Origin of the sequence: Vibrio sp. TRT 1302, from assembly GCF_050113875.1 — a bacterium.
Classification (GTDB): Bacteria; Pseudomonadota; Gammaproteobacteria; order Enterobacterales; family Vibrionaceae; genus Vibrio.
This window is the reverse complement of the sequence record NZ_JBNJOF010000010.1, coordinates 62,830-81,720: the sequence shown is the minus strand read 5'-3', so window position 1 is coordinate 81,720 and position 18,891 is coordinate 62,830. Positions and strand designations below refer to the sequence as shown.

The window sequence follows — 18,891 nt, the reverse complement described above, 5'->3', positions numbered from 1 at the left end:
TCGGGTTTTATTAGTGATATTGCATATAGATGCGCGAGGGTGATGGAAAAGAGCAGATTAATCAGCGTCCTCCGATGACTGAAGGACGCCGAGAGATGGCTTAAAGCTGGTGATTATTCAGATGATTAAGGAAGGTTTTTGCGTCCATAAATCCAGTGATACGAGCGTTGGAAATTGACTCTCCGTTGGCATCCCAAAACTCAATAGTAGGTAAGCCAAGTACGTTCATTTTTTTCAGTAACTCGATATCCTGAGGTTGGTTGCGAGTAACATCGGCTTGCAGCAAAACAAAATCCTTTAGTCGCAACTCAACATCTTGCTGGTGGAAGGTATATTTCTCAAACTCTTTACATGCAACACACCAGTCGGCATAAAAGTCTAACATCACTGGTTTTCCGAGCTTTTTCGCTGAGTCGAGTTGCTGTTCGAGTTGGGCAGCATTTTCAATCCGAATGAACTCGATTTGACTCTGTTTCTGAACACTTGCTGTGTTGCCAAAGTAGTAGTCCAGTGCTGGCTGTGCTGAAGCGAATAAACCGAGCACCGCAACTATCCCAACGACACTTTGTTTCCACCCTCCAAACGGGAGTGAGTTTTTAACGTGATAAAGCCAACCGAATGCCGCTAGACCAAGGGCGGACCATAAACCTGTCGCCCAAGCTTCAGGCAAAATACGTTCAAGTAGGAAGATAGGAGCGGCGAGTAACACGAAACCAAACAGTGTTTTCACTCGATCCATCCAATTGCCTGCTTTAGGCAGAAGTTTATTGCCAAATACCGCAACGAGCATCAATGGAATACCCATCCCAAGAGCTAAGGCGTAGAGTGCAACACCACCGGTGACTAAGTCACCACTTTGAGCAACGTACAGAAGCGCTCCTGACAATGGCGCGGTAGTGCAGGGTGAACAGACTAGGCCGGAAATTGCTCCCATAGCAAACACGCCTAATGAGCTGCCACCTTTCTGTTTATTGCTGAGGTTGTTGAGCCAAGTCTGAACCGAACTAGGAAGCTGCAAACTGTAGAGGCCAAACATAGATAGCGCTAGCGCAACGAATAGTGCGCTGAGTCCGATCAGTACATAAGGATGTTGCATTGCCGCTTGGAACTGCATACCCGCTGAAGCCACGACTAAGCCAAGTAGGGTGTAAGTAACTGCCATCCCTTGAACATAGATAAAGGCCAGTCCAAGAGCTCGACTATGGCTGAGCTTACCGCTGCCTAATACGATACTGGTCAAAATCGGGTACATAGGCAACACGCAAGGTGTGAAAGCCAAACCTACACCAAGGGCTAAAAATAGTAGGGGAGTCCACCAGTTATCGCTCAGCTTTGAGGCTAATTTAGACTCGTTAGACACTGGAGGATTGTTAGATTCTGTTTTAGGTGATGTCTCATTAACAGCGTTGGCTGCTTTGTTTTGGATTACTGCGCTACTTTCTTGAAAGTCAAAACTGGTCAGATCGAGAACTCGAGTTTCTGGCGGGTAGCAGAAACCTGCTTTGGCACAGCCTTGGTATTGAACAATTAAACGGGCACCGTCTTGAAAGTCTGCTAACGGAACTTCGACAAACAGTGGAGAAGTGTAGATATTTACCTCACCAAAGAACTCATCTTTATAAGGTTCGCCATCACGCATTTCAACATCACCAAGGGTGATGTTTTCTCCGCTAACTGAAATTCTATGTTGGTAGAGGTAATAGCCCTCTTTAACTTGCCAATCTAAAAATACCCGATTCCCTTGCTGATAAGAATTGAATGGGAAGGCTTGATCGACTGGCACGAAGGAATTGCTGTTCTGACCGAAAGTTGGCGCAGAGTTTGAGCTGCCAAAAAGCGCCATTGCAGGCATTGAAATCACGGAAAACAGCAAGACGAAAAAGGATAATACGACGCGCATAGAAGAGCCACAGAGTTAAATTTGATTCATTTTAACTCAATCAGACAGGAGAAAGCGCGAATAAGTTTCAACTTGATGGAATTATTACAGATATTCGTCAAGTGCTTGCTACACCCCTCGCAGTTCTTGAGGGGTGTAAAACACTTAGAGAGCTAAGAAACGCCTAGGCGAGCGCGAACAACTCTTTCACAGGCTTGGATATTATCGGTATCTTTTGGAATAACCAGCACCGTATCGTTACCGCCAACAGTACCAAGAATTTCAGTATGTGGATCGATATCGACGAGGCGAGCGACCAATTGCGCACTGCCTGGGTGCGTCTTAACCACAACCATTGATTGGTTATGAGTAATAAATTCAATTTGCGATGAGATAGAGGACTCCACACGAACTGGTGCAGTTTCTACTGTTATGCAGTAAACCTTTTTACCGCAAGCATTCTGTACTTTAACTACCCCTAATTGTGAAAGTAGTCGAGATACGGTTGATTGGCTTATGCCTTCGAAACCAATACGAACTAATGCTTCGCGCAGCTCGTTTTGCGTGCTAAAGCTCTGCTGCTGAAGAAGGCGCTTACAAGCGGCAGTAAGAGTTTTATCTTCGCTGTAATCAACGGTGACCGAGGTTAGAGTTTCGCTCATGGGAACTCCTCAAAAAAACATGACGTAGGAATACGATCATCCATGCTGGTATCAGCACATAACTCCATATAAGTGCTGTTTAATTGTGAGCAATCACTTCTTTGGTGATTTGATTTGTCGTTTGGTAAATAGATTAACACCAAATTTTGTGTGGCATTGTGAAAGAGATCGCCAAACAAACAACTAGTTATTATGGTGTTTTTTGAGTTTAAATTCTGTTGAGTGTGGATATTTATTCTTTATTGGGAATAAATATCCAGCACGTTTAGAAGGGTTTAATAGTAGGTATAGATGGCAGTTGAATTAGCGCGCTTCAGTCATGATTTCACGAGAGAATACTTTTTCACAGTAGTGGCATTTTAACTGCACATTCTCTTGTTTCTGTTGCACTTTAAATCGACTTTCAACGGGTTCTCCGTGTGAAATACAGTTGCTGTTAGGACATTCGAAAACACTTTCAATGCTTTCTGGCAAGGTCAAATTCAGCTTACTAATCACCTTGTACTCTTCAATCTGATTGACGGTAGCTTTTGGAGCATACAGAGCTAACTGGCTCGCTTGCTCTTTCGTCAGATAGATGTTTTCGATCTTGATCAGGTCTTTTGAACCAAGTGCCGATGAAGGTAAGTTAAGACCAATCGTGATGCGTTGGTTTGCTTTGTGCATCTTAAATAGCTTAAGAATTTTGATACCGATATGCGCAGGGATATGGTCAATCACAGAGCCGTTGCGAATCGCTTCTACCTGAAGTTGAGTTTCTTTCACCATGATGTCTCTCCTGCTTATTAAATGTTTTCGTTAAGTACTAGTGCTAATAAAGCTTCGCGGGCGTATACGCCGTTTTCTGCTTGCTCGAAGTAGTAAGCGTGCTTGGTTTTATCTACATCAATGGTGATTTCATCAACACGCGGCAGTGGGTGTAGAACTTTTAGATTGTCGCGAGCCTCTTTAAGCGTCTCTGCTGTGAGGATAAATGCGGACTTGATGTGTGCGTATTCTGACTCGTCAAAGCGCTCTTTTTGAACACGGGTCATGTACAGCACATCTAATTCAGATACGACATCTTCGATATTGGTATGGTTGCTAAATTGAATTCCTGCTTCCTCAAGTTCTTCACAAATGTAATCAGGCATCGCTAATGCCTCTGGTGCGATAAAGAAAAATCGTACGTTATCGAATTTTGCTAGTGCTTGAGTTAGAGAGTGGACAGTACGGCCATATTTTAGGTCACCGACGAAAGCCACATTTAGGTTATCTAAAGTGCCTTGAGTTTCGTAGATAGAGAAAAGATCCAGTAGAGTCTGAGTTGGATGTTGGTTCGCTCCGTCACCGCCATTGATGACAGGCACACCATTAGAAAATTCAGCAGCGAGACGCGCTGCACCTTCTTGTGGGTGACGCATTACAAAGGCATCAACATACGATGAAATTACCTGCACAGAATCTGCCAGCGTTTCGCCTTTTTTTGCCAGTGAAGTGTTACCACCGTTATCAAAGCCAATCACAGTACCACCTAAACGCTGTACCGCGGTTTCGAAAGAAAGACGTGTACGCGTTGAAGGTTCGAAGAAGCAGCTTGCAACCACTTTGTTCTTAAGTAACTCAGGATTCGGTTCAGCTTTTAGCCTTGCCGCCGTGTCGACAACCAGCTCTAACTCTTTACGGCTGAGCTCTGGGATGGAGATAATGTGCTTGTTAAATAACGAATGCGCCATAGCAGTTTTCCTCGTCTCGAATCAGGATGACAGACAAAAAAAAGCCCCCTAAAAATAGGAGGCTTCAAAATAGAATAAATGGAGAAAATGAAACAGATAACATCCCCGACTCTGGGCGCGTTTTGCAACAGCGTTCGATGGTGGATGTGTGTGTCATTTTTGTTCTCCTTAGACAAATTGCGGAGGATTATACGTACAAAAAAACGCCTTGCAAGCGTTTTCGAAAACTATCCAGAAAATGGATTTTTATGCGAATTTCGCATGTTTTCGCTCTATTTTCCCAGCCGTTGTGAGAACTTGCTTTAAGACGTTTTGGTGACGAATTTGTTTCAAACTGTGTGAAAAAAATGCGGGCTTTATTCAGGGGGATTTTACTCTCCTTCCCAAATGCCACCCGCATTCCCCTGCAGAATACTCTTGATATTTGAAACTGTAACAGTGCAAATTGCGTTGTCGGCTGATTACAGTTCCAACTATTTTTGAGTATTAGCAGCGATTACCAGTGATTAGTCACCTAGTGTCGCTACCATTACAGCCTTGATAGTGTGCATGCGGTTTTCTGCTTCATCGAACACGATAGAGTGTTTAGATTCAACAACTTCATCCGTTACTTCAACACCGTCTTTTAGTTGTGGGTAATCCGCAGCTAGTTGTTTACCAACCGTTGTATCTTCACCGTGGAACGCTGGTAGACAGTGCATGAATTTCACATCTGGGTTACCCGTCGCTTTGATCATGTCCATATTGACTTGGTAAGGCATCATTAGGTTGATACGCTCAGCCCAAGCTTCTTTCGCTTCACCCATAGATACCCAAACGTCAGTGTATAGGTAATCACAGCCTTGAACGCCTTCTTGAACGTCTTCTGTCATGGTGATCTTCGCACCAGTTTCTTCAGCGATTGCACGACATTGAGCAACAAGCTGCTCTTCTGGCCAGAATGCTTTTGGCGCTACAAGGCGAATATCCATACCCATCTTAGCTGCACCAACCATTAGTGAGTTACCCATGTTGTTACGAGCATCACCTAGGTAAGCAAACTTGATTTCATGCAGTTGTTTACCACGGCCGTGTTCCATCATAGTTAGGAAGTCAGCTAGGATTTGAGTTGGGTGGAATTCATCTGTTAGACCATTCCATACTGGTACACCAGCGTAAGCGCCTAGCTCTTCAACGATCTCTTGACCAAAGCCACGGTATTCGATGCCGTCATACATGCGACCAAGAACACGAGCAGTATCTTTCATTGATTCTTTGTGACCGATTTGAGAGCCAGATGGGCCTAAGTAAGAAACTTGAGCGCCTTGGTCAAATGCCGCAACTTCAAAGGCACAGCGAGTACGAGTTGAGGTTTTCTCGAAGATTAGCGCAATGTTTTTGCCTTTTAGACGAGGTTGCTCATAGCCGTTGTATTTTGCTTTTTTAAGTTCCGCAGAAAGATCCAATAAGTGTTGGATTTCACGTGGAGTAAAGTCTAGTAGTTTTAGGAAGTTACGGTTGCGTAGGTTGAAAGCCATGATGTTTTCCTTCTTATCGTTTAACGCTTTCTGGTTGCAGGGAAAGAGGTAGAAAGCGCAGTAATAAATTGAGTATTTTTGCCTCTGATGACAGTTGGGGTTCAGAAGCCTCGCTAATTCAACGAGACTCAAGGCTTCTGACCCGATTCAAACTGCCAGCAGTATTAACCTTTAGTGATATTGGTGCCCGCAGTGCCTTGTAGGATGCGAAGACCATCTTCTAGTGAGCCGATACCGACCACTTTGCCGCCTTGTTTAACGAACTCACATGACGCTTCGATTTTTGGTCCCATTGAGCCAGCATCAAATTGGTATTTAGCCAGTTCACTAGGAGTGGTGCTGCGCAGTGCATGTTGAGTTGGTTTGCCCCAGTCTAGGTAAACCGCATCGGCGTCAGTCAGGATAAGTAGCGCATCCGCATCCAGCTGTTTTGCCAGGAATGCTGCTGACATGTCTTTGTCGATAACGGCTTCGACGCCAACCAGTTTGCCGTTTTCACGTTTAACTGGAATACCACCGCCGCCAGTACAGATAACTAGGTGACCTTCATCGATGAGCTTAGTAATCGCTTCGTGCTCGATGATGCCAGTTGGTTGTGGGCTTGGTACGACACGGCGGAAGTGTTTGCCATCTGGTTTGATAGTCCATTGGTACTTCTCAGCCATTTCACGCGCTTCAGCTTCTTCGTAGATTGGACCGATAGGCTTAGTTGGGTCAGCAAACGCAGGATCGTTTGGATCAACCGTCATTTGAGTCAACATACAAGTCGCGTTGATGTCAGGCATTTGGTTTTTGAACTCTTGCATCAGCATGTAGCCGATCATGCCTTGTGTTTCGCTACCTAGTACGTCAAGTGGGTATGGAGATACTTTCTTGTATTCCAATCCTTGAAGAGCGAGTAAGCCTACTTGTGGACCATTACCGTGTACCAGTACCACGTTGTACTCTTTGGCAATTTCAGAAATCGTTTTTACTGCGATTTCAATGTTATGGCGTTGAACTTCTGCTTCTAGTGGTTCACCGCGACGAAGTAGGGCGTTACCGCCAAGTGCTACTACTACTGTTTGTTTAGTCATTGCTTTAATCTCTCTGCAGGGGCAGGAGCAATAGGGCTCCTGCCACAAATCACTTAGTTAGATACCATCACGCTCGATTGGGCAGCTCATGCAGCGCGCACCGCCACGACCACGACCTAGCTCGTCACCTGGAATAGGTAGAACCGTGATACCTGCTTTGTCGTATTTCTCGTTGGTGTAAGTGTTGCCTTCGTAGCCAATGACCACGCCTGGTTTCACCGTAAGAACGTTGTTAGCGTCGTTCCATTGCTCACGTTCTGCGTGGAAGTTGTCACCACCAGTAGTGATAAGATTTAGCTTGTCTACGCCTAGTGCTTTCTCGATAGCAGTAACGAAGTAGCCTTCTTCTTTCACATTCACTTTGCCTGATTCATCGCCAGTTAGGCTCCAGCACTTAACGTCTTTACGAATAACTTCTGGGTAGACAGAGAAAGTATCTTCATTCATGTGCGTCATTACGGTATCTAGGTGCATGCAAGAGCGGTGTTTAGGTAGCTCCATTGCAATGATTTGTTTCGCTTGACCGTTTTTGAACAGGCCAGACGCTAGATGTTCAACGCCTTGAGCGGTTGTACGTTCAGACATACCGATAAGCACTGAGCCACGACCGATAACGAGTACATCACCGCCTTCAATAGTAGAGTTGTCGTAGTTGATGTTTTCATCGTCGCCGAAGTACTTAATGAAGTCTTGGCCAGCGAAGGTTGGGTGCCAGCGGTAGATAGCACGTACGTGGTTTGTTTCACGTTGACGAGCCGGTTTCGCCATTGGGTTGATAGATACACCACCGTAAACCCAGCAAGACGTGTCGCGAGTGAATAGATGGTTTGGAAGTGGTTCGATGATGAAGTCAGTTGGAGCATGTAGACCTTGCATCATTGAAGATGATTTCATTGGCATTTCTGCGTATGAAAGACCACCAGTAAGGATCTTAGCAAGCTCAAGGTTTGGCAAATCACCTAGGTAGCAGCGAACGTCGTTAGCGAATGTTTTGCCCAAACGGTAATCAGATACCTGACGGCTTAGAAGCCAATCTTTTGCTTCAGCTACTGCTAGCGTATCAGCAAGCAAATCAGTAAGAAGAAGAACTTCAACACCTTGATCGCGCAAAGTTTGAGTGAATACGTCGTGCTCTTTACCTGCACGCTCTACCGCTAATACGTCATCAAATAGCAGGTCGTGACAGTTAGAAGGTGTCAGGTGAGTTAGAGCTCGTCTTGGACGATGAACAAGAACGCGACGTAATTGACCGATTTCAGAACCTACGTAAAACTTACTCATGATCGTATCTCTCTTATTTTATAATTAGTCTTTATTTAAAAACTAATAATTAATTTGTAGGGAATTGAGGCGTGAATTTATTTATTCACTTATTTTGTTTCTGGAATTCATATTACGCCTGTTGGTGTAGGTTTCTTAGAGGTCAATCACAGAACGTTTTTTATGCTCCAGCCCTTGTTCTATAAGGCTTTTAACAATATCTATGCAGTTGTTATTGAGCTGTAACACCCCTAAAAAGCCGCTTGTCGTGGAAGTTTATGCATTCAGTTATTCAACAGGCTAAGTAAATATTGGATATGAGGAAGAATATGCATTGTGATTATATTGATTAATGTCTGAATAAGATTGAAATATGCAGTAAATCTCCCTAGTTAAGTGTTTTTGTAAGTGTATTTAATCGTTTTATAACAAAATATTTGGTGGTAAATGTAATCTCGATCACATTAAGGATTTTGAATTCAATTATTCGATATTGGTGAGTGGATTAATTTAATTAATTATATTTGATACTTTTTCTAATTAACGGATAAGCATCGGCATACTGATGAACGCTTGGTACGGATAATAGGCACGCCATAGAGGGAATTTGGACCTGACTTCTGGGCAAAAAGAGGCCACAGCGGTTTGCAAGGGCGTGAGAAGGTAGGAGGTAAAGGTATTGACCGAATCTGTTTCGGAAAAGAGAAAATCCTTTACCCGCAACAAAACAAAAAAAACCGCCCGAAGGCGGTTTTGAGTGGGCTCACTACCTTGTGAGCCAGGGTTAGGAAAAGAAACCTAGATTAGAGCGCCAATACTTAGCACAGCAATACAGAATAGAGTCAGGATGGCAAGTAGTGGTGCGACCCATTTCACCCAACGCACGTAGGGTACGCGAGCAATAGCAAGACCACCCATAACCACTGCTGATGTTGGTGTAATCAAGTTTACCAAGCCAGATGCAGATTGGTATGCAGTGATAACAAGATCTCTACCTACGCCCGCGAAGTCTGCTAGCGGTGCCATGATTGGCATTGTGAGTACCGCTAGACCTGAAGTAGAAGGCACTAGGAATGATAGTAAGATCTCAAGGAAGAACATCACGTTAATGAACACAACAGAGGAAAGACCTGTAACCATTTGTTCAGCAGAGAACAGAATAGTGTCGGTAATCATACCTCGGTCCATGACCACAACAATACCGCGCGCGATACCGATAATCAGTGCTACACCTAGTAGGTCACGTGCACCATCAATAAAGCTATTAGTGAACTCTTCTTCGCTCATGCGAGCAACTAAGCCGACAAGAATTGTTGCTGCTAGGAACATCGCAGAGATTTCTGCCATCCACCATCCAGCAACGGATACGCCGTAGATCATCACACCAAATGAGCCGCCAAAGATAGTCAGGATGACTTTGCGAGTGGTAGTGAACTCAAGACCTTCGTCAGATTGGTTGCCTAAGAAGTGAGCCTTATTCTCTTCGTATTTGTCGTAAACAATTGATTTAGATTGGTCTTCACGCACCATACGAGCGTATCGCATAACGTATGCTACACAGATGCCGTAGCCCACAACCAACATAATCGCACGTAACATGATGCCGTCGGTAAATGGAATACCAGATGCGTTTGCTGCGATAACAGTAGCAAATGGGTTGATGGTTGAACCTAATACACCGATACCTGCGCCGAGTAGTACCGTTGCCGCTGCAACAAGTGGGTCGAAGCGTGCAGCCATCATGACAGGGACAAGAAGGGTGTAGAATGGTAATGACTCTTCAGCCATACCGTAGACAGTACCACCTGCAGCGAATAGTGCCATCAGGATAGGTATCATCATCTCCTCACGGCCTTGCAAACGATGCGTAACGCGTTCGATACCCGCATCAATGGCACCTGTTTTGGTCACAAGACCAAGGAAGCCACCGATAACAAGGATAAATAAAGAAACGTCGATAGCCGCTGCTTCATAGCTATTGTGGTCATAGAAACCATCAATAGGCGCTAGAAGTACATCGATAACACCTTGCGGGTTTCCTTCAACCGCTTTATAGGTTCCGGTGACTGGGACTTCACGGCCCAGATCTTCGTTCATTGCACGGTCGTATTGGCCTGCTGGAACAATCCAGGTCAGCATTGCAACCAGAGCGATTAAGACAAAAAGAATGGTGTATGCAGAAGGGAATTTAAAGTTGGCAAAGAAGCCGCCTTTTTTTGCTTCAGTCGGTACAGTTTGGGTTGTCATGGCTATCTCCTTACTTTTATTTATATACCAATAAATAAAAGTGAATCAGCGACTCATTGTTATTAATAATTAAATAACTTATTGGTAGGGTAAGTTATTGGTATTCGTTTAAATATTTAGAACGTTATATTTCCGTTCTTTGATGTCATTTTATAAGTATTAAGATGAGATTAACCTTGGTGATCTTCACAAAAACATACAGATGAAAAGTGCATGAGTCAGAATGTGTTTTTCTCTTGGGTTATTTGTTTGAAATAGGCGGATTAATATTCTCTATCGATATGGAGAAACTAGTGTTGAGCAAGCGCTGAAGGGGTAGATTAGAATTGACGGGAATTTTATTCAAACAGTGGGATTAAAATGCATAAAAGGTTTTTGAACACTTTATTGATTAAAGTCAAAAATAAAATGTGATCTTAATTTTTTACGAGAAACAAAATAAAAAAGAGAGCCGAAGCTCCCTTTTTAATCGTCGTGTTTATTAGATGAATAAACCACCGAATGTAAAGCCAAGAGCAACCGCTGACGCAATAGTCACCACACCTGGGATAAAGAATGGGTGGTTAAATACGTATTTGCCAATGCGTGTTGAACCCGTATCGTCCATCTCTACCGCTGCAAGCAGAGTAGGGTAAGTAGGCAGAACGAACAGTGCACTCACTGCAGCGAACGAAGCCACTGCCGTTAGTGGAGCAACACCAATAGCAAGTGCCGCAGGCATTAGAGCTACGGTCGTTGCACCTTGTGAGTACAGCAGCATTGAAGCAAAGAACAGTACCATTGCTAGCATCCATGGGTAATCAGCTAGCAACTCACCCGCCACCTCTTTAATGCCTGCAACGTGCGCGTTGACAAACGTTGAACCAAGCCATGCAACACCTAAAACACAGACACATGCAGTCATACCTGAACGGAATGTTGCCGCTGATGGGATCTTAGATGCGTCAATTTTGGTAATAAGTACGATTGCTGCTGCTGCTGCCAACATCACTGTCATGATCGCTTCGTTACGGCCCAGAGCAGGGTCTTTGATCAGACCAATTGAACCAGAGATTGCAGCGGCATAACAAACCACAAAGCCAATTGCAGCAAGGAAGATGTAAGTGGCTGTTTTTGCCGTTGGTAAGATTTCACGTTGGGTTTCAGTTGATAGCTTGATCAGACCTTTTTCAAGACGTTCTTGATAAATTGGGTCATCTTTAAGTTCACTACCCATGAAGTTCGCGACAAATGCACCAATCATACAAGCAAGGAATGTTGTTGGAATACATACAGCCAGTAGTGTCAGGTAATCAACACCCATAGGCGCAAGCATAGCCGCGAATGCCACAACCGCCGCAGAGATTGGTGAAGCAGTGATAGCAATCTGAGAAGCAACAACCGCGATAGATAGAGGGCGAGAAGGGCGTACGCCTTGACCTTTGGCGACTTCAGCAATAACAGGCAGTGTTGAGAACGCGGTATGTCCCGTACCTGCCATTAGCGTCATGACGAAAGTTACAATTGGCGCATAAAAGGTGATGCGCTCTGGGTGTTTACGCAAAAAGTTTTCTGCCACTTGCACTAGCCAGTCCATACCACCGGCAACTTGCATTGCGGCAATTGCTGTGATTACAGACATGATGATGAGAATAACATCGACCGGAATAAACGCTTGGCTGGTTGGTACGCCGAGCACTAGAGATAGCGCAATAACACCTGCACCACCCGCTAAACCAATTCCGATACCGCCAATTCTTGCTCCTAAATAGATAAAGAGCAGAACGACAAACAGTTCGACTGCCACCATATTGATACCTCTTAAATGTAAATGATAATTCGAATTACCTAACGACTCAGTGTCTAAGTGGTTAGATAATAGGAATGGAAAACCTTGCGTATTGTGTGGTTAACGTATGAAAGTCCAAAAAAGGGCTCCTTGGGAGCCCTTTCTTGCGGTGATTATTCGTAGCGTTTGGCTTTATACGTTGGGTGCATAAAGTTTTCAACAGAAAGAATATCGTCCAGTTCTTCCGCAGTGAGTAGACCTCGTTCAAGGACAACTTCACGAACACTCTTACCTGTTTCTGCACAGATCTTACCGACGATATCGCCTTCATGGTGGCCAATGTATGGGTTTAGGTAAGTCACGATACCAATTGAGTTGTAAACGTAGTTTTCGCAAACTTCTTTGTTCACAGTAATACCATCGATACACTTATCACGTAGGTTTACACAGGCATTGTGTAGTAGAGAGATAGACTCAAATACACTTTGTGCAATCACTGGTTCCATAACGTTTAGCTGTAGCTGACCACCTTCTGCTGCAAAAGAAACCGTGTTGTCGTTACCTAGAACTTTAAAGCAAACTTGGTTTACTACTTCAGGGATAACTGGGTTTACTTTAGCTGGCATGATTGAAGAACCAGCTTGCATTTCAGGAAGGTTCAGTTCGTTTAGACCTGCACGTGGACCAGAAGAAAGCAGACGAAGGTCGTTACAGATCTTCGATAGTTTCACCGCTAGACGCTTAAGTGCACCGTGTGTCATTACGTAGGCACCACAGTCAGAAGTCGCTTCAATTAAGTCTTCAGCAGGAACGACTTCAAGACCAGTTACTTCGGCTAGGTGTTTTACCGCTAGAGCTTGGTAACCTGTCGGAGCATTTAGACCAGTACCGATTGCTGTCGCACCAAGGTTGATTTCTAGCAGCAGCTTAGATGTGTAATCTAGGGCACGAATTTCTTCGTTTAGCGTTACTGCCCACGCATGGAATTCTTGGCCTACTGTCATAGGAACCGCATCTTGAAGCTGAGTACGACCCATCTTCAGTATGTTTTTGAATTCTTGTGCTTTAAGTTCGAATGCACCTTTTAGGTACTCAATCGCTTCCATCAACTGGTGTACGCTGTTGTAAACCGCAATGCGGAAACCGGTAGGGTATGCACAGTTAGTTGATTGGCTCTTGTTTACGTGATCATTCGGGTTGATGAACTCATATTGGCCTTTTTCCTTGCCCATAAGTTCTAGAGCAACGTTCGCGATGACTTCGTTGGTGTTCATGTTCACTGAAGTACCAGCGCCACCCTGGAATACGTCTGATGGGAACTGATCCATGCACTTACCTGTTTCAAGGATCAAATCACACGCTTCAAGAATGTAGTTTGCAACGTCTTTAGGAATAGCACCCAGCTCTTTGTTCGCAAGTGCAGCCGCTTTTTTCGTCATTACCATACCGCGAACAAACTCAGGTACATCTGAGATCGTGGTACTCGAAATGTTGAAGTTTTCGATAGCGCGAAGAGTGTGGATACCGTAGTAAGCGTCAGCAGGAACGTGACGTTCACCTAGTAGGTCTTCTTCAATACGAGTTGCTTGATTCGCCTTTTGTGGGGCATCAGTTAGGGTAGCCATACAGGATCCTTAGAGATTTATTCTGATAATTAAGTTCAATTCTAGCCATTCTGTAGTTAAGGAATCCGTTCGGCAGAGTTTTTGGCTGTATAATCCGTCCTGACTTATGTGGCACATAATACTGTACCTAGCATTTAAAAATAGTAACTTGATCACCTTTTTTGCTTTTGTTTAGTTAAAGTTTTGCAAGATATGAACAGGGTATTAATAGCCCTTTAGTGGTAGTGGCTTATTGAGTGTTTTATCACATGCTTGTCACGTTTTTTTACTGCTTTAATTTGAGCTCACCCTGTTGAACACGTACACTGAAGCGAACAAAGGAGGGCGTGTGTTTCCTATCTTATTATTGCTGTTTATCTTCGTACCTATTATTGAAATAGGCCTATTTATTCAAGTGGGTGGCTACCTAGGTTTGTGGCCAACCATTGCCTTGGTGCTGATCACTGCATTTGTCGGTGCATCTTTGGTTCGCAGTCAGGGTATTCAGACTTTAATGTCGGTACAGCATCGCCTTCAGCAGGGTGAACTCCCTGCACAGCAGATCTTTGAAGGGGTGATGTTAGCGGTTGCGGGTGTGTTGCTGTTAACACCTGGCTTTATGACTGATGCATTGGGGATGCTTGTGCTATTACCAGCGCCTAGGGCTGCAATTGCTAAATATCTGATGAGTAAAATGGTGGTTAAATCTGTAGGTGGCGGATTCCATGGCAGTTTTCATGGTGATCAGTTCGGACAGAACCCTTTCAATCACGATACCTCCTATCGTCATGATCAAAACCAAGGTTCGACATTTGAGGGCGAGTATGAACGTAAGGATGATGACGAACATAACAGGCTGAAATAACTTTAATACCTCCCCCAAAAAGGCGCTGTATAGCGCCTTTTTTAATACGCATAAAAGAGACCTTTAGCTAGAGCTTTTATTCTATTAATTAGCGAAAGCTTAATTAATTCAGTGTTCTAGTATCAAAAATGAAACTTCTGTTATCCCGTTTTGTTGAAAATTTGACTGTGCTTCAATTATTCACCACATCTATGAGATCGATGTCTCACTGTCATTGAATGTAATTTTTTGTTTCATAAAAAAGGTCAACACTGGACAAGGTTTATTAATAAGTAGTCACACAAATAGTGATTTGGAACACGCTTTCTCGTTGTTGTTCGACATTGGAAGCGATGCATGGTGGATAACATGAAACAAAAATTTACTCCAACGCTACTTGCAGCAGTGGTAGCAGGTGCTCTCTCGTCTCCAGCAATGGCTGACGTAATTATTTCTCAGTATGTCGAAGGTGGCAGCAACAACAAAGCGATCGAAATTGCCAATACGGGTGATAGTTCGGTTTCTCTGGATGGCTATGAACTGGCAAAAATCAATAATGGTGTCGGTGATTGGGGCAGTAAGTTGTCCTTAAGTGGTCGTGTATTAGAGGCGCAAAGTGTTTTGGTTGTCGCGAACACCAACGCGAGTGATGAGATCAAAGCCGTTGCCGATATCCTAAATGGCTCAGTTATGAGCTTCAATGGTAACGATCCTGTTGCGCTACTCAAAGATGGTGTGGCACATGATGTACTTGGAGTGATGGGAGGCAGTTCTTTCGCTACAGACATCACTTTAGTACGTAATTCGGATGCGATGACACCATCTTCTACTTATGACGCTTCTCAATGGTCATCACTACCGAAAGACAGTATTCAAGGTTTAGGGGTTCTTGATGGCGGTACGGCTCCAGAGCCATTTGCATGTACTCAAGACGGTGCTCAGCCAACCTTTACTTCTATCCAAGAGATTCAAGGCGAAGGTGATACCTCTCCATTCATTAGTGGCTATCCATACATCACGGACCAAGAGTTCTTTGTTAAAGGTGTTGTGAGTGCAGTGACGACTGGGCTAACTAAAGGTTTCTACCTTCAAGCTCTGACCGATGACTACAACCCTGAAACGTCAGAAGGCCTATTTGTGCATACTAACCAGTCAAGCTCGGAACTTCAGGCTGGCGATATCGTGTGTGTAAAAGGCAAAGTACAAGAGTACTACAACCATACGCAGCTAAAAGTGGAAAACAACAACTGGGTTAAGCAGGGTGAGCAAGCAGCTCCGAGTGCAACGGATATCGAAATCCTTGCAACTGACGCTAACTTTGATCGCACTCTTGAACGCTACGAGGGCATGCTAGTTAGAACAACGGAAGCGTTGGATATGCGAGTCACTCGTACTTTCGGTTATGACTATGCAGCGCGTCGCAACAACATGGTTCTCGCTCAAGGTCGCATTAGCATGCAGCCTAACCAGAACTTTGCAGCGGGTTCAGAAGAAGCGAAACAGCAAAGCATCGAGAACGCGGAGCGTCGTCTATTTGTTGAGTCTGATGCAAAAGCGCCAAATGGCTCAATCCCATATTACCCAGATTTCGGTCGTACTGATGTTGACCAAGATGGTTCGACGGAAGATTACATCCGTATCGATGATACGATTGTCGGCCTAGAAGGTGTGATTACCTACAGTTACGGCGATTACCGTCTGATTCCAACCAATACTCTAACGAGTGAAAGTTTTGTACGTAATGACCCTCGAACTCAAGACATTGAGATGAAGGAGGGCGACCTACGCATCGCGACTTTCAACGTATTGAACTACTTCAACTCACCATTCGGTGGTAATACCAACCCGCATGGTGATAGCCGTGGTGCGAACAACTACGAAGAATTTGAAGTTCAACAAGCGAAAATTGTGAATGCTATCTTGCGTCTTGATGCTGATATTGTTGGCTTAATGGAAATTGAGAACAACGGTTTTGGCGACAGCGGTGCGATCCGTCAGTTGGTTGATCAATTGAATGCTCGTATCGAGAAGAAGAAAGATCGCTACGCTATTGTTGCTATCGATTCAAATGGCGACAAGGTGACGGATGAAAATGATTACATTGGTACAGATGTCATTACTACAGGGGTTATTTACCGTCCAAAAGTGGTCAAGCTGCAAGAATCTCGAGTTATTGCCATGCCAAGCCAACAAGCTCCAGAAGTCGTGGATGATAAAGGTAAAGTGATTGAAGATGGTAAGAACTACCAGCGTGATTCATTGGCTCCTACCTTTAAAGTCAAAGGTACCAAAGAGCAGATCACTGTTGCCATTAACCACCTTAAGTCAAAAGGTTCTAAGTGTTGGGAAGATGCTGCGCCAGTAGAACAAGGCGGTCAGGGCGGCCAAGACCTAGATAAGCAAGGCTCATGTGAGAACTTCCGTGTTGCTGCGGCTGTTGCTCTTGGTGATGCGCTGAGCAAAATTGATGGTCACAAAGTTATTCTTGGCGATATGAACTCTTACGGTATGGAAGATCCAATGCTGGTTCTGACTGACTACAGTGAAGAGAAATACGGTAAGACCATCAAAGCTGCACGTAACACTTACATTAACGGCGAAGTGCAATACGGTGATGAAGGTGCGTTGATTTCACACAACTACGGTTACATTAACGCGGTAGCCAAAGCGCATCCAAACAGCTGGAGTTACTCGTTCAATGATGAGGTTGGTGCACTGGATCACCTATTGATCAGTTCAAGTCTAGAGAAGCATTTTGTTGATGCGACTGATTGGCACATCAATGGTGGTGAGTCGACATTGTTTGACTACAACGATGAGTTCAAAGGTGATCTACCTAAGTACAAAGACCACTTCCGTTCTTCAGACCACGATCCTGCGGTACTGGAACTTAACATGGCAGGTTCATTTGGCTTTGGTGCTATGATGTCTCTGTTTGGTCTAGCTCTATGGCGTCGTCGCAAGTAATAGGCCTTAGCTTTAGTTAAAAAGAAGACCGCCGCACTATGATGTGGCGGTCTTCTATTTTATGAATCAGTTTCATTCTATAAGCTTTACTCTGAAGTTCTGATCACTAGGGTTACTGAATCGACCAAGCATTCCCAAACACCTTGTAGTTTTACATGGATTGACTCATCTAAGCCTTTGAGTGTCGTGATAAATCGCAATGCAAGTTAGAGGGATGGAAACCGCGAAGAACCTTTTCATTTGTTGCTACTTGCTTTCTATCAAGCAACGTTTCTCATCATAAAAATCGTATCGACTTGTAGGGTCTATTGCACTTCATTGCTAGCTGAGTAGAAAATTACCTTTATGATAACGCTTGCCTTTCTTTCCTCATATTGCACAATACCCGCCCTTAACCACTAAATTTGTCAACGCTAGTCCTGAAGTCATGCTGCTGATTATCGATAATTACGACTCTTTTACTTACAACCTTTACCAGTACTTCTGTGAACTGGGTGCAGAGGTTAAAGTTGTGCGCAATGATGAAATCACCCTTGATGAAATTGAAGCCTTAGCTCCGACTCATTTGGTTATCTCTCCAGGGCCTTGTACTCCCAATGAGGCGGGTATCTCTCTAGATGCGATCAAACACTTTTCAACCAAACTACCGATTCTAGGTGTTTGCTTGGGGCATCAGGCGATTGCGCAAGTGTTTGGTGGTGAAGTTGTGCGAGCGCGTCAAGTGATGCATGGTAAAACCTCGCCGATTCGCCATAACGATCGCAGTGTCTTTGCTGGCTTGAACAATCCGCTGACGGTCACTCGATACCATTCATTGGTGGTGAAAAACGGAACGTTACCTGACTGTTTTGAGTTGACCGCTTGGACCGAGTTCGAAGACGGCTCAATGGATGAGATCATGGGTTACCAGCACAAGTCTTTACCGATTGACGCAGTTCAGTTTCACCCTGAGTCGATTAAAACGGAGCAGGGACACCAGATCTTGGCTAACTTTCTCGCTCGAAAACCGATTTAAACGCTCTGTTTCTCCTTATCTCGTCCAAACAAAGCCGGACTTAGATCACTTTTCTTAACATTTCTTTCATATTCCCCGTCGCGAATATTATGTGAAAAAGTATGCGAGATCTTTACCTCGCCTACGCTAGACCCCTTATCCGAACTATGATTAACCATAGCTTATCGCACCTATAAGAATATATTGCTTCATAAAAGTCGAAGCGTGATGCATAAATACTCAGAGGTGATGAGTATTGGGCTCCGTATCGGGTGCTAAAAAGAATAAATCACTATTGAAATGGTTAATTAAATGTAAATACAATGCCGTGATTGCTTAATGGCAAAACAAAATCTTA

Annotated in this window: 13 protein-coding genes; 3 read left to right on the top strand and 10 right to left on the bottom strand. The window is 44.1% G+C overall.

Features of this window, described 5'->3' with window-relative positions; genetic code table 11:
• Nucleotides 1–100 precede the first annotated feature (100 nt).
• The 10 genes from ACQEXP_RS13275 to aspA all read right to left on the bottom strand — a co-directional run bounded on the left by ACQEXP_RS13275 (nt 101) and on the right by aspA (nt 13,749).
• Nucleotides 101–1,900: a protein-disulfide reductase DsbD gene (locus ACQEXP_RS13275; RefSeq protein WP_426970372.1), complete on the bottom strand. Its 1,800-nt coding sequence runs from the start codon at nt 1,898–1,900 to the stop codon at nt 101–103.
• Nucleotides 1,901–2,052: 152 nt separating this feature from the next.
• Nucleotides 2,053–2,541 (bottom strand): arginine repressor, encoded by a 489-nt coding sequence (locus ACQEXP_RS13270; protein WP_269377080.1) that lies wholly within the window; start codon nt 2,539–2,541, stop codon nt 2,053–2,055.
• Between the two features lie 303 nt (nt 2,542–2,844).
• The gene (pyrI, locus tag ACQEXP_RS13265) at nt 2,845–3,309 is read right to left on the bottom strand and encodes an aspartate carbamoyltransferase regulatory subunit (RefSeq protein ID WP_269377081.1); all 465 of its coding nucleotides are present in this window, start codon (nt 3,307–3,309) and stop codon (nt 2,845–2,847) included.
• 17 nt (nt 3,310–3,326) lie between these two features.
• Nucleotides 3,327–4,256 (bottom strand): aspartate carbamoyltransferase, encoded by a 930-nt coding sequence (gene pyrB / locus ACQEXP_RS13260; RefSeq protein WP_269377082.1) that lies wholly within the window; start codon nt 4,254–4,256, stop codon nt 3,327–3,329.
• Nucleotides 4,257–4,762: 506 nt separating this feature from the next.
• Nucleotides 4,763–5,773 (bottom strand): ornithine carbamoyltransferase, encoded by a 1,011-nt coding sequence (locus ACQEXP_RS13255; RefSeq protein ID WP_269377083.1) that lies wholly within the window; start codon nt 5,771–5,773, stop codon nt 4,763–4,765.
• A 164-nt stretch (nt 5,774–5,937) separates the two neighbouring features.
• Nucleotides 5,938–6,849: a carbamate kinase gene (gene arcC / locus ACQEXP_RS13250; RefSeq protein WP_138972744.1), complete on the bottom strand. Its 912-nt coding sequence runs from the start codon at nt 6,847–6,849 to the stop codon at nt 5,938–5,940.
• A gap of 57 nt (nt 6,850–6,906) precedes the next feature.
• Nucleotides 6,907–8,130 (bottom strand): arginine deiminase, encoded by a 1,224-nt coding sequence (arcA, locus tag ACQEXP_RS13245; RefSeq protein ID WP_269377084.1) that lies wholly within the window; start codon nt 8,128–8,130, stop codon nt 6,907–6,909.
• A gap of 777 nt (nt 8,131–8,907) precedes the next feature.
• Nucleotides 8,908–10,356 (bottom strand): YfcC family protein, encoded by a 1,449-nt coding sequence (locus tag ACQEXP_RS13240; RefSeq protein ID WP_331417617.1) that lies wholly within the window; start codon nt 10,354–10,356, stop codon nt 8,908–8,910.
• Nucleotides 10,357–10,837: 481 nt separating this feature from the next.
• Nucleotides 10,838–12,145: an anaerobic C4-dicarboxylate transporter gene (locus ACQEXP_RS13235; RefSeq protein WP_138972747.1), complete on the bottom strand. Its 1,308-nt coding sequence runs from the start codon at nt 12,143–12,145 to the stop codon at nt 10,838–10,840.
• 152 nt (nt 12,146–12,297) lie between these two features.
• Nucleotides 12,298–13,749 (bottom strand): aspartate ammonia-lyase, encoded by a 1,452-nt coding sequence (gene aspA / locus ACQEXP_RS13230; RefSeq protein ID WP_331417619.1) that lies wholly within the window; start codon nt 13,747–13,749, stop codon nt 12,298–12,300.
• Nucleotides 13,750–14,077: 328 nt separating this feature from the next.
• Here aspA and ACQEXP_RS13225 point away from each other — a divergent pair, with 328 nt between their 5' ends.
• From ACQEXP_RS13225 to ACQEXP_RS13215, 3 genes are all read left to right on the top strand, one after another.
• Nucleotides 14,078–14,593 (top strand): FxsA family protein, encoded by a 516-nt coding sequence (locus tag ACQEXP_RS13225; protein ID WP_269377087.1) that lies wholly within the window; start codon nt 14,078–14,080, stop codon nt 14,591–14,593.
• A gap of 348 nt (nt 14,594–14,941) precedes the next feature.
• The gene (locus ACQEXP_RS13220) at nt 14,942–17,539 is read left to right on the top strand and encodes an ExeM/NucH family extracellular endonuclease (protein WP_426970369.1); all 2,598 of its coding nucleotides are present in this window, start codon (nt 14,942–14,944) and stop codon (nt 17,537–17,539) included.
• A gap of 427 nt (nt 17,540–17,966) precedes the next feature.
• Complete coding sequence (locus tag ACQEXP_RS13215; RefSeq protein ID WP_138972813.1) at nt 17,967–18,554, top strand: aminodeoxychorismate/anthranilate synthase component II; 588 nt, start codon at nt 17,967–17,969, stop codon at nt 18,552–18,554.
• Nucleotides 18,555–18,891 lie beyond the last annotated feature (337 nt).

What these genes read in the sequence shown, in the direction of transcription:
- ACQEXP_RS13275 (WP_426970372.1), bottom strand. Translation starts at nt 1,900, where the DNA reads ATGCGCGTCGTATTATCCTTTTTCGTCTTGCTGTTTTCCGTGATTTCA.
- ACQEXP_RS13270 (WP_269377080.1), bottom strand. Translation starts at nt 2,541, where the DNA reads ATGAGCGAAACTCTAACCTCGGTCACCGTTGATTACAGCGAAGATAAA.
- pyrI (WP_269377081.1), bottom strand. Translation starts at nt 3,309, where the DNA reads ATGGTGAAAGAAACTCAACTTCAGGTAGAAGCGATTCGCAACGGCTCT.
- pyrB (WP_269377082.1), bottom strand. Translation starts at nt 4,256, where the DNA reads ATGGCGCATTCGTTATTTAACAAGCACATTATCTCCATCCCAGAGCTC.
- ACQEXP_RS13255 (WP_269377083.1), bottom strand. Translation starts at nt 5,773, where the DNA reads ATGGCTTTCAACCTACGCAACCGTAACTTCCTAAAACTACTAGACTTT.
- arcC (WP_138972744.1), bottom strand. Translation starts at nt 6,849, where the DNA reads ATGACTAAACAAACAGTAGTAGTAGCACTTGGCGGTAACGCCCTACTT.
- arcA (WP_269377084.1), bottom strand. Translation starts at nt 8,130, where the DNA reads ATGAGTAAGTTTTACGTAGGTTCTGAAATCGGTCAATTACGTCGCGTT.
- ACQEXP_RS13240 (WP_331417617.1), bottom strand. Translation starts at nt 10,356, where the DNA reads ATGACAACCCAAACTGTACCGACTGAAGCAAAAAAAGGCGGCTTCTTT.
- ACQEXP_RS13235 (WP_138972747.1), bottom strand. Translation starts at nt 12,145, where the DNA reads ATGGTGGCAGTCGAACTGTTTGTCGTTCTGCTCTTTATCTATTTAGGA.
- aspA (WP_331417619.1), bottom strand. Translation starts at nt 13,749, where the DNA reads ATGGCTACCCTAACTGATGCCCCACAAAAGGCGAATCAAGCAACTCGT.
- ACQEXP_RS13220 (WP_426970369.1), top strand. Translation starts at nt 14,942, where the DNA reads ATGAAACAAAAATTTACTCCAACGCTACTTGCAGCAGTGGTAGCAGGT.
- ACQEXP_RS13215 (WP_138972813.1), top strand. Translation starts at nt 17,967, where the DNA reads ATGCTGCTGATTATCGATAATTACGACTCTTTTACTTACAACCTTTAC.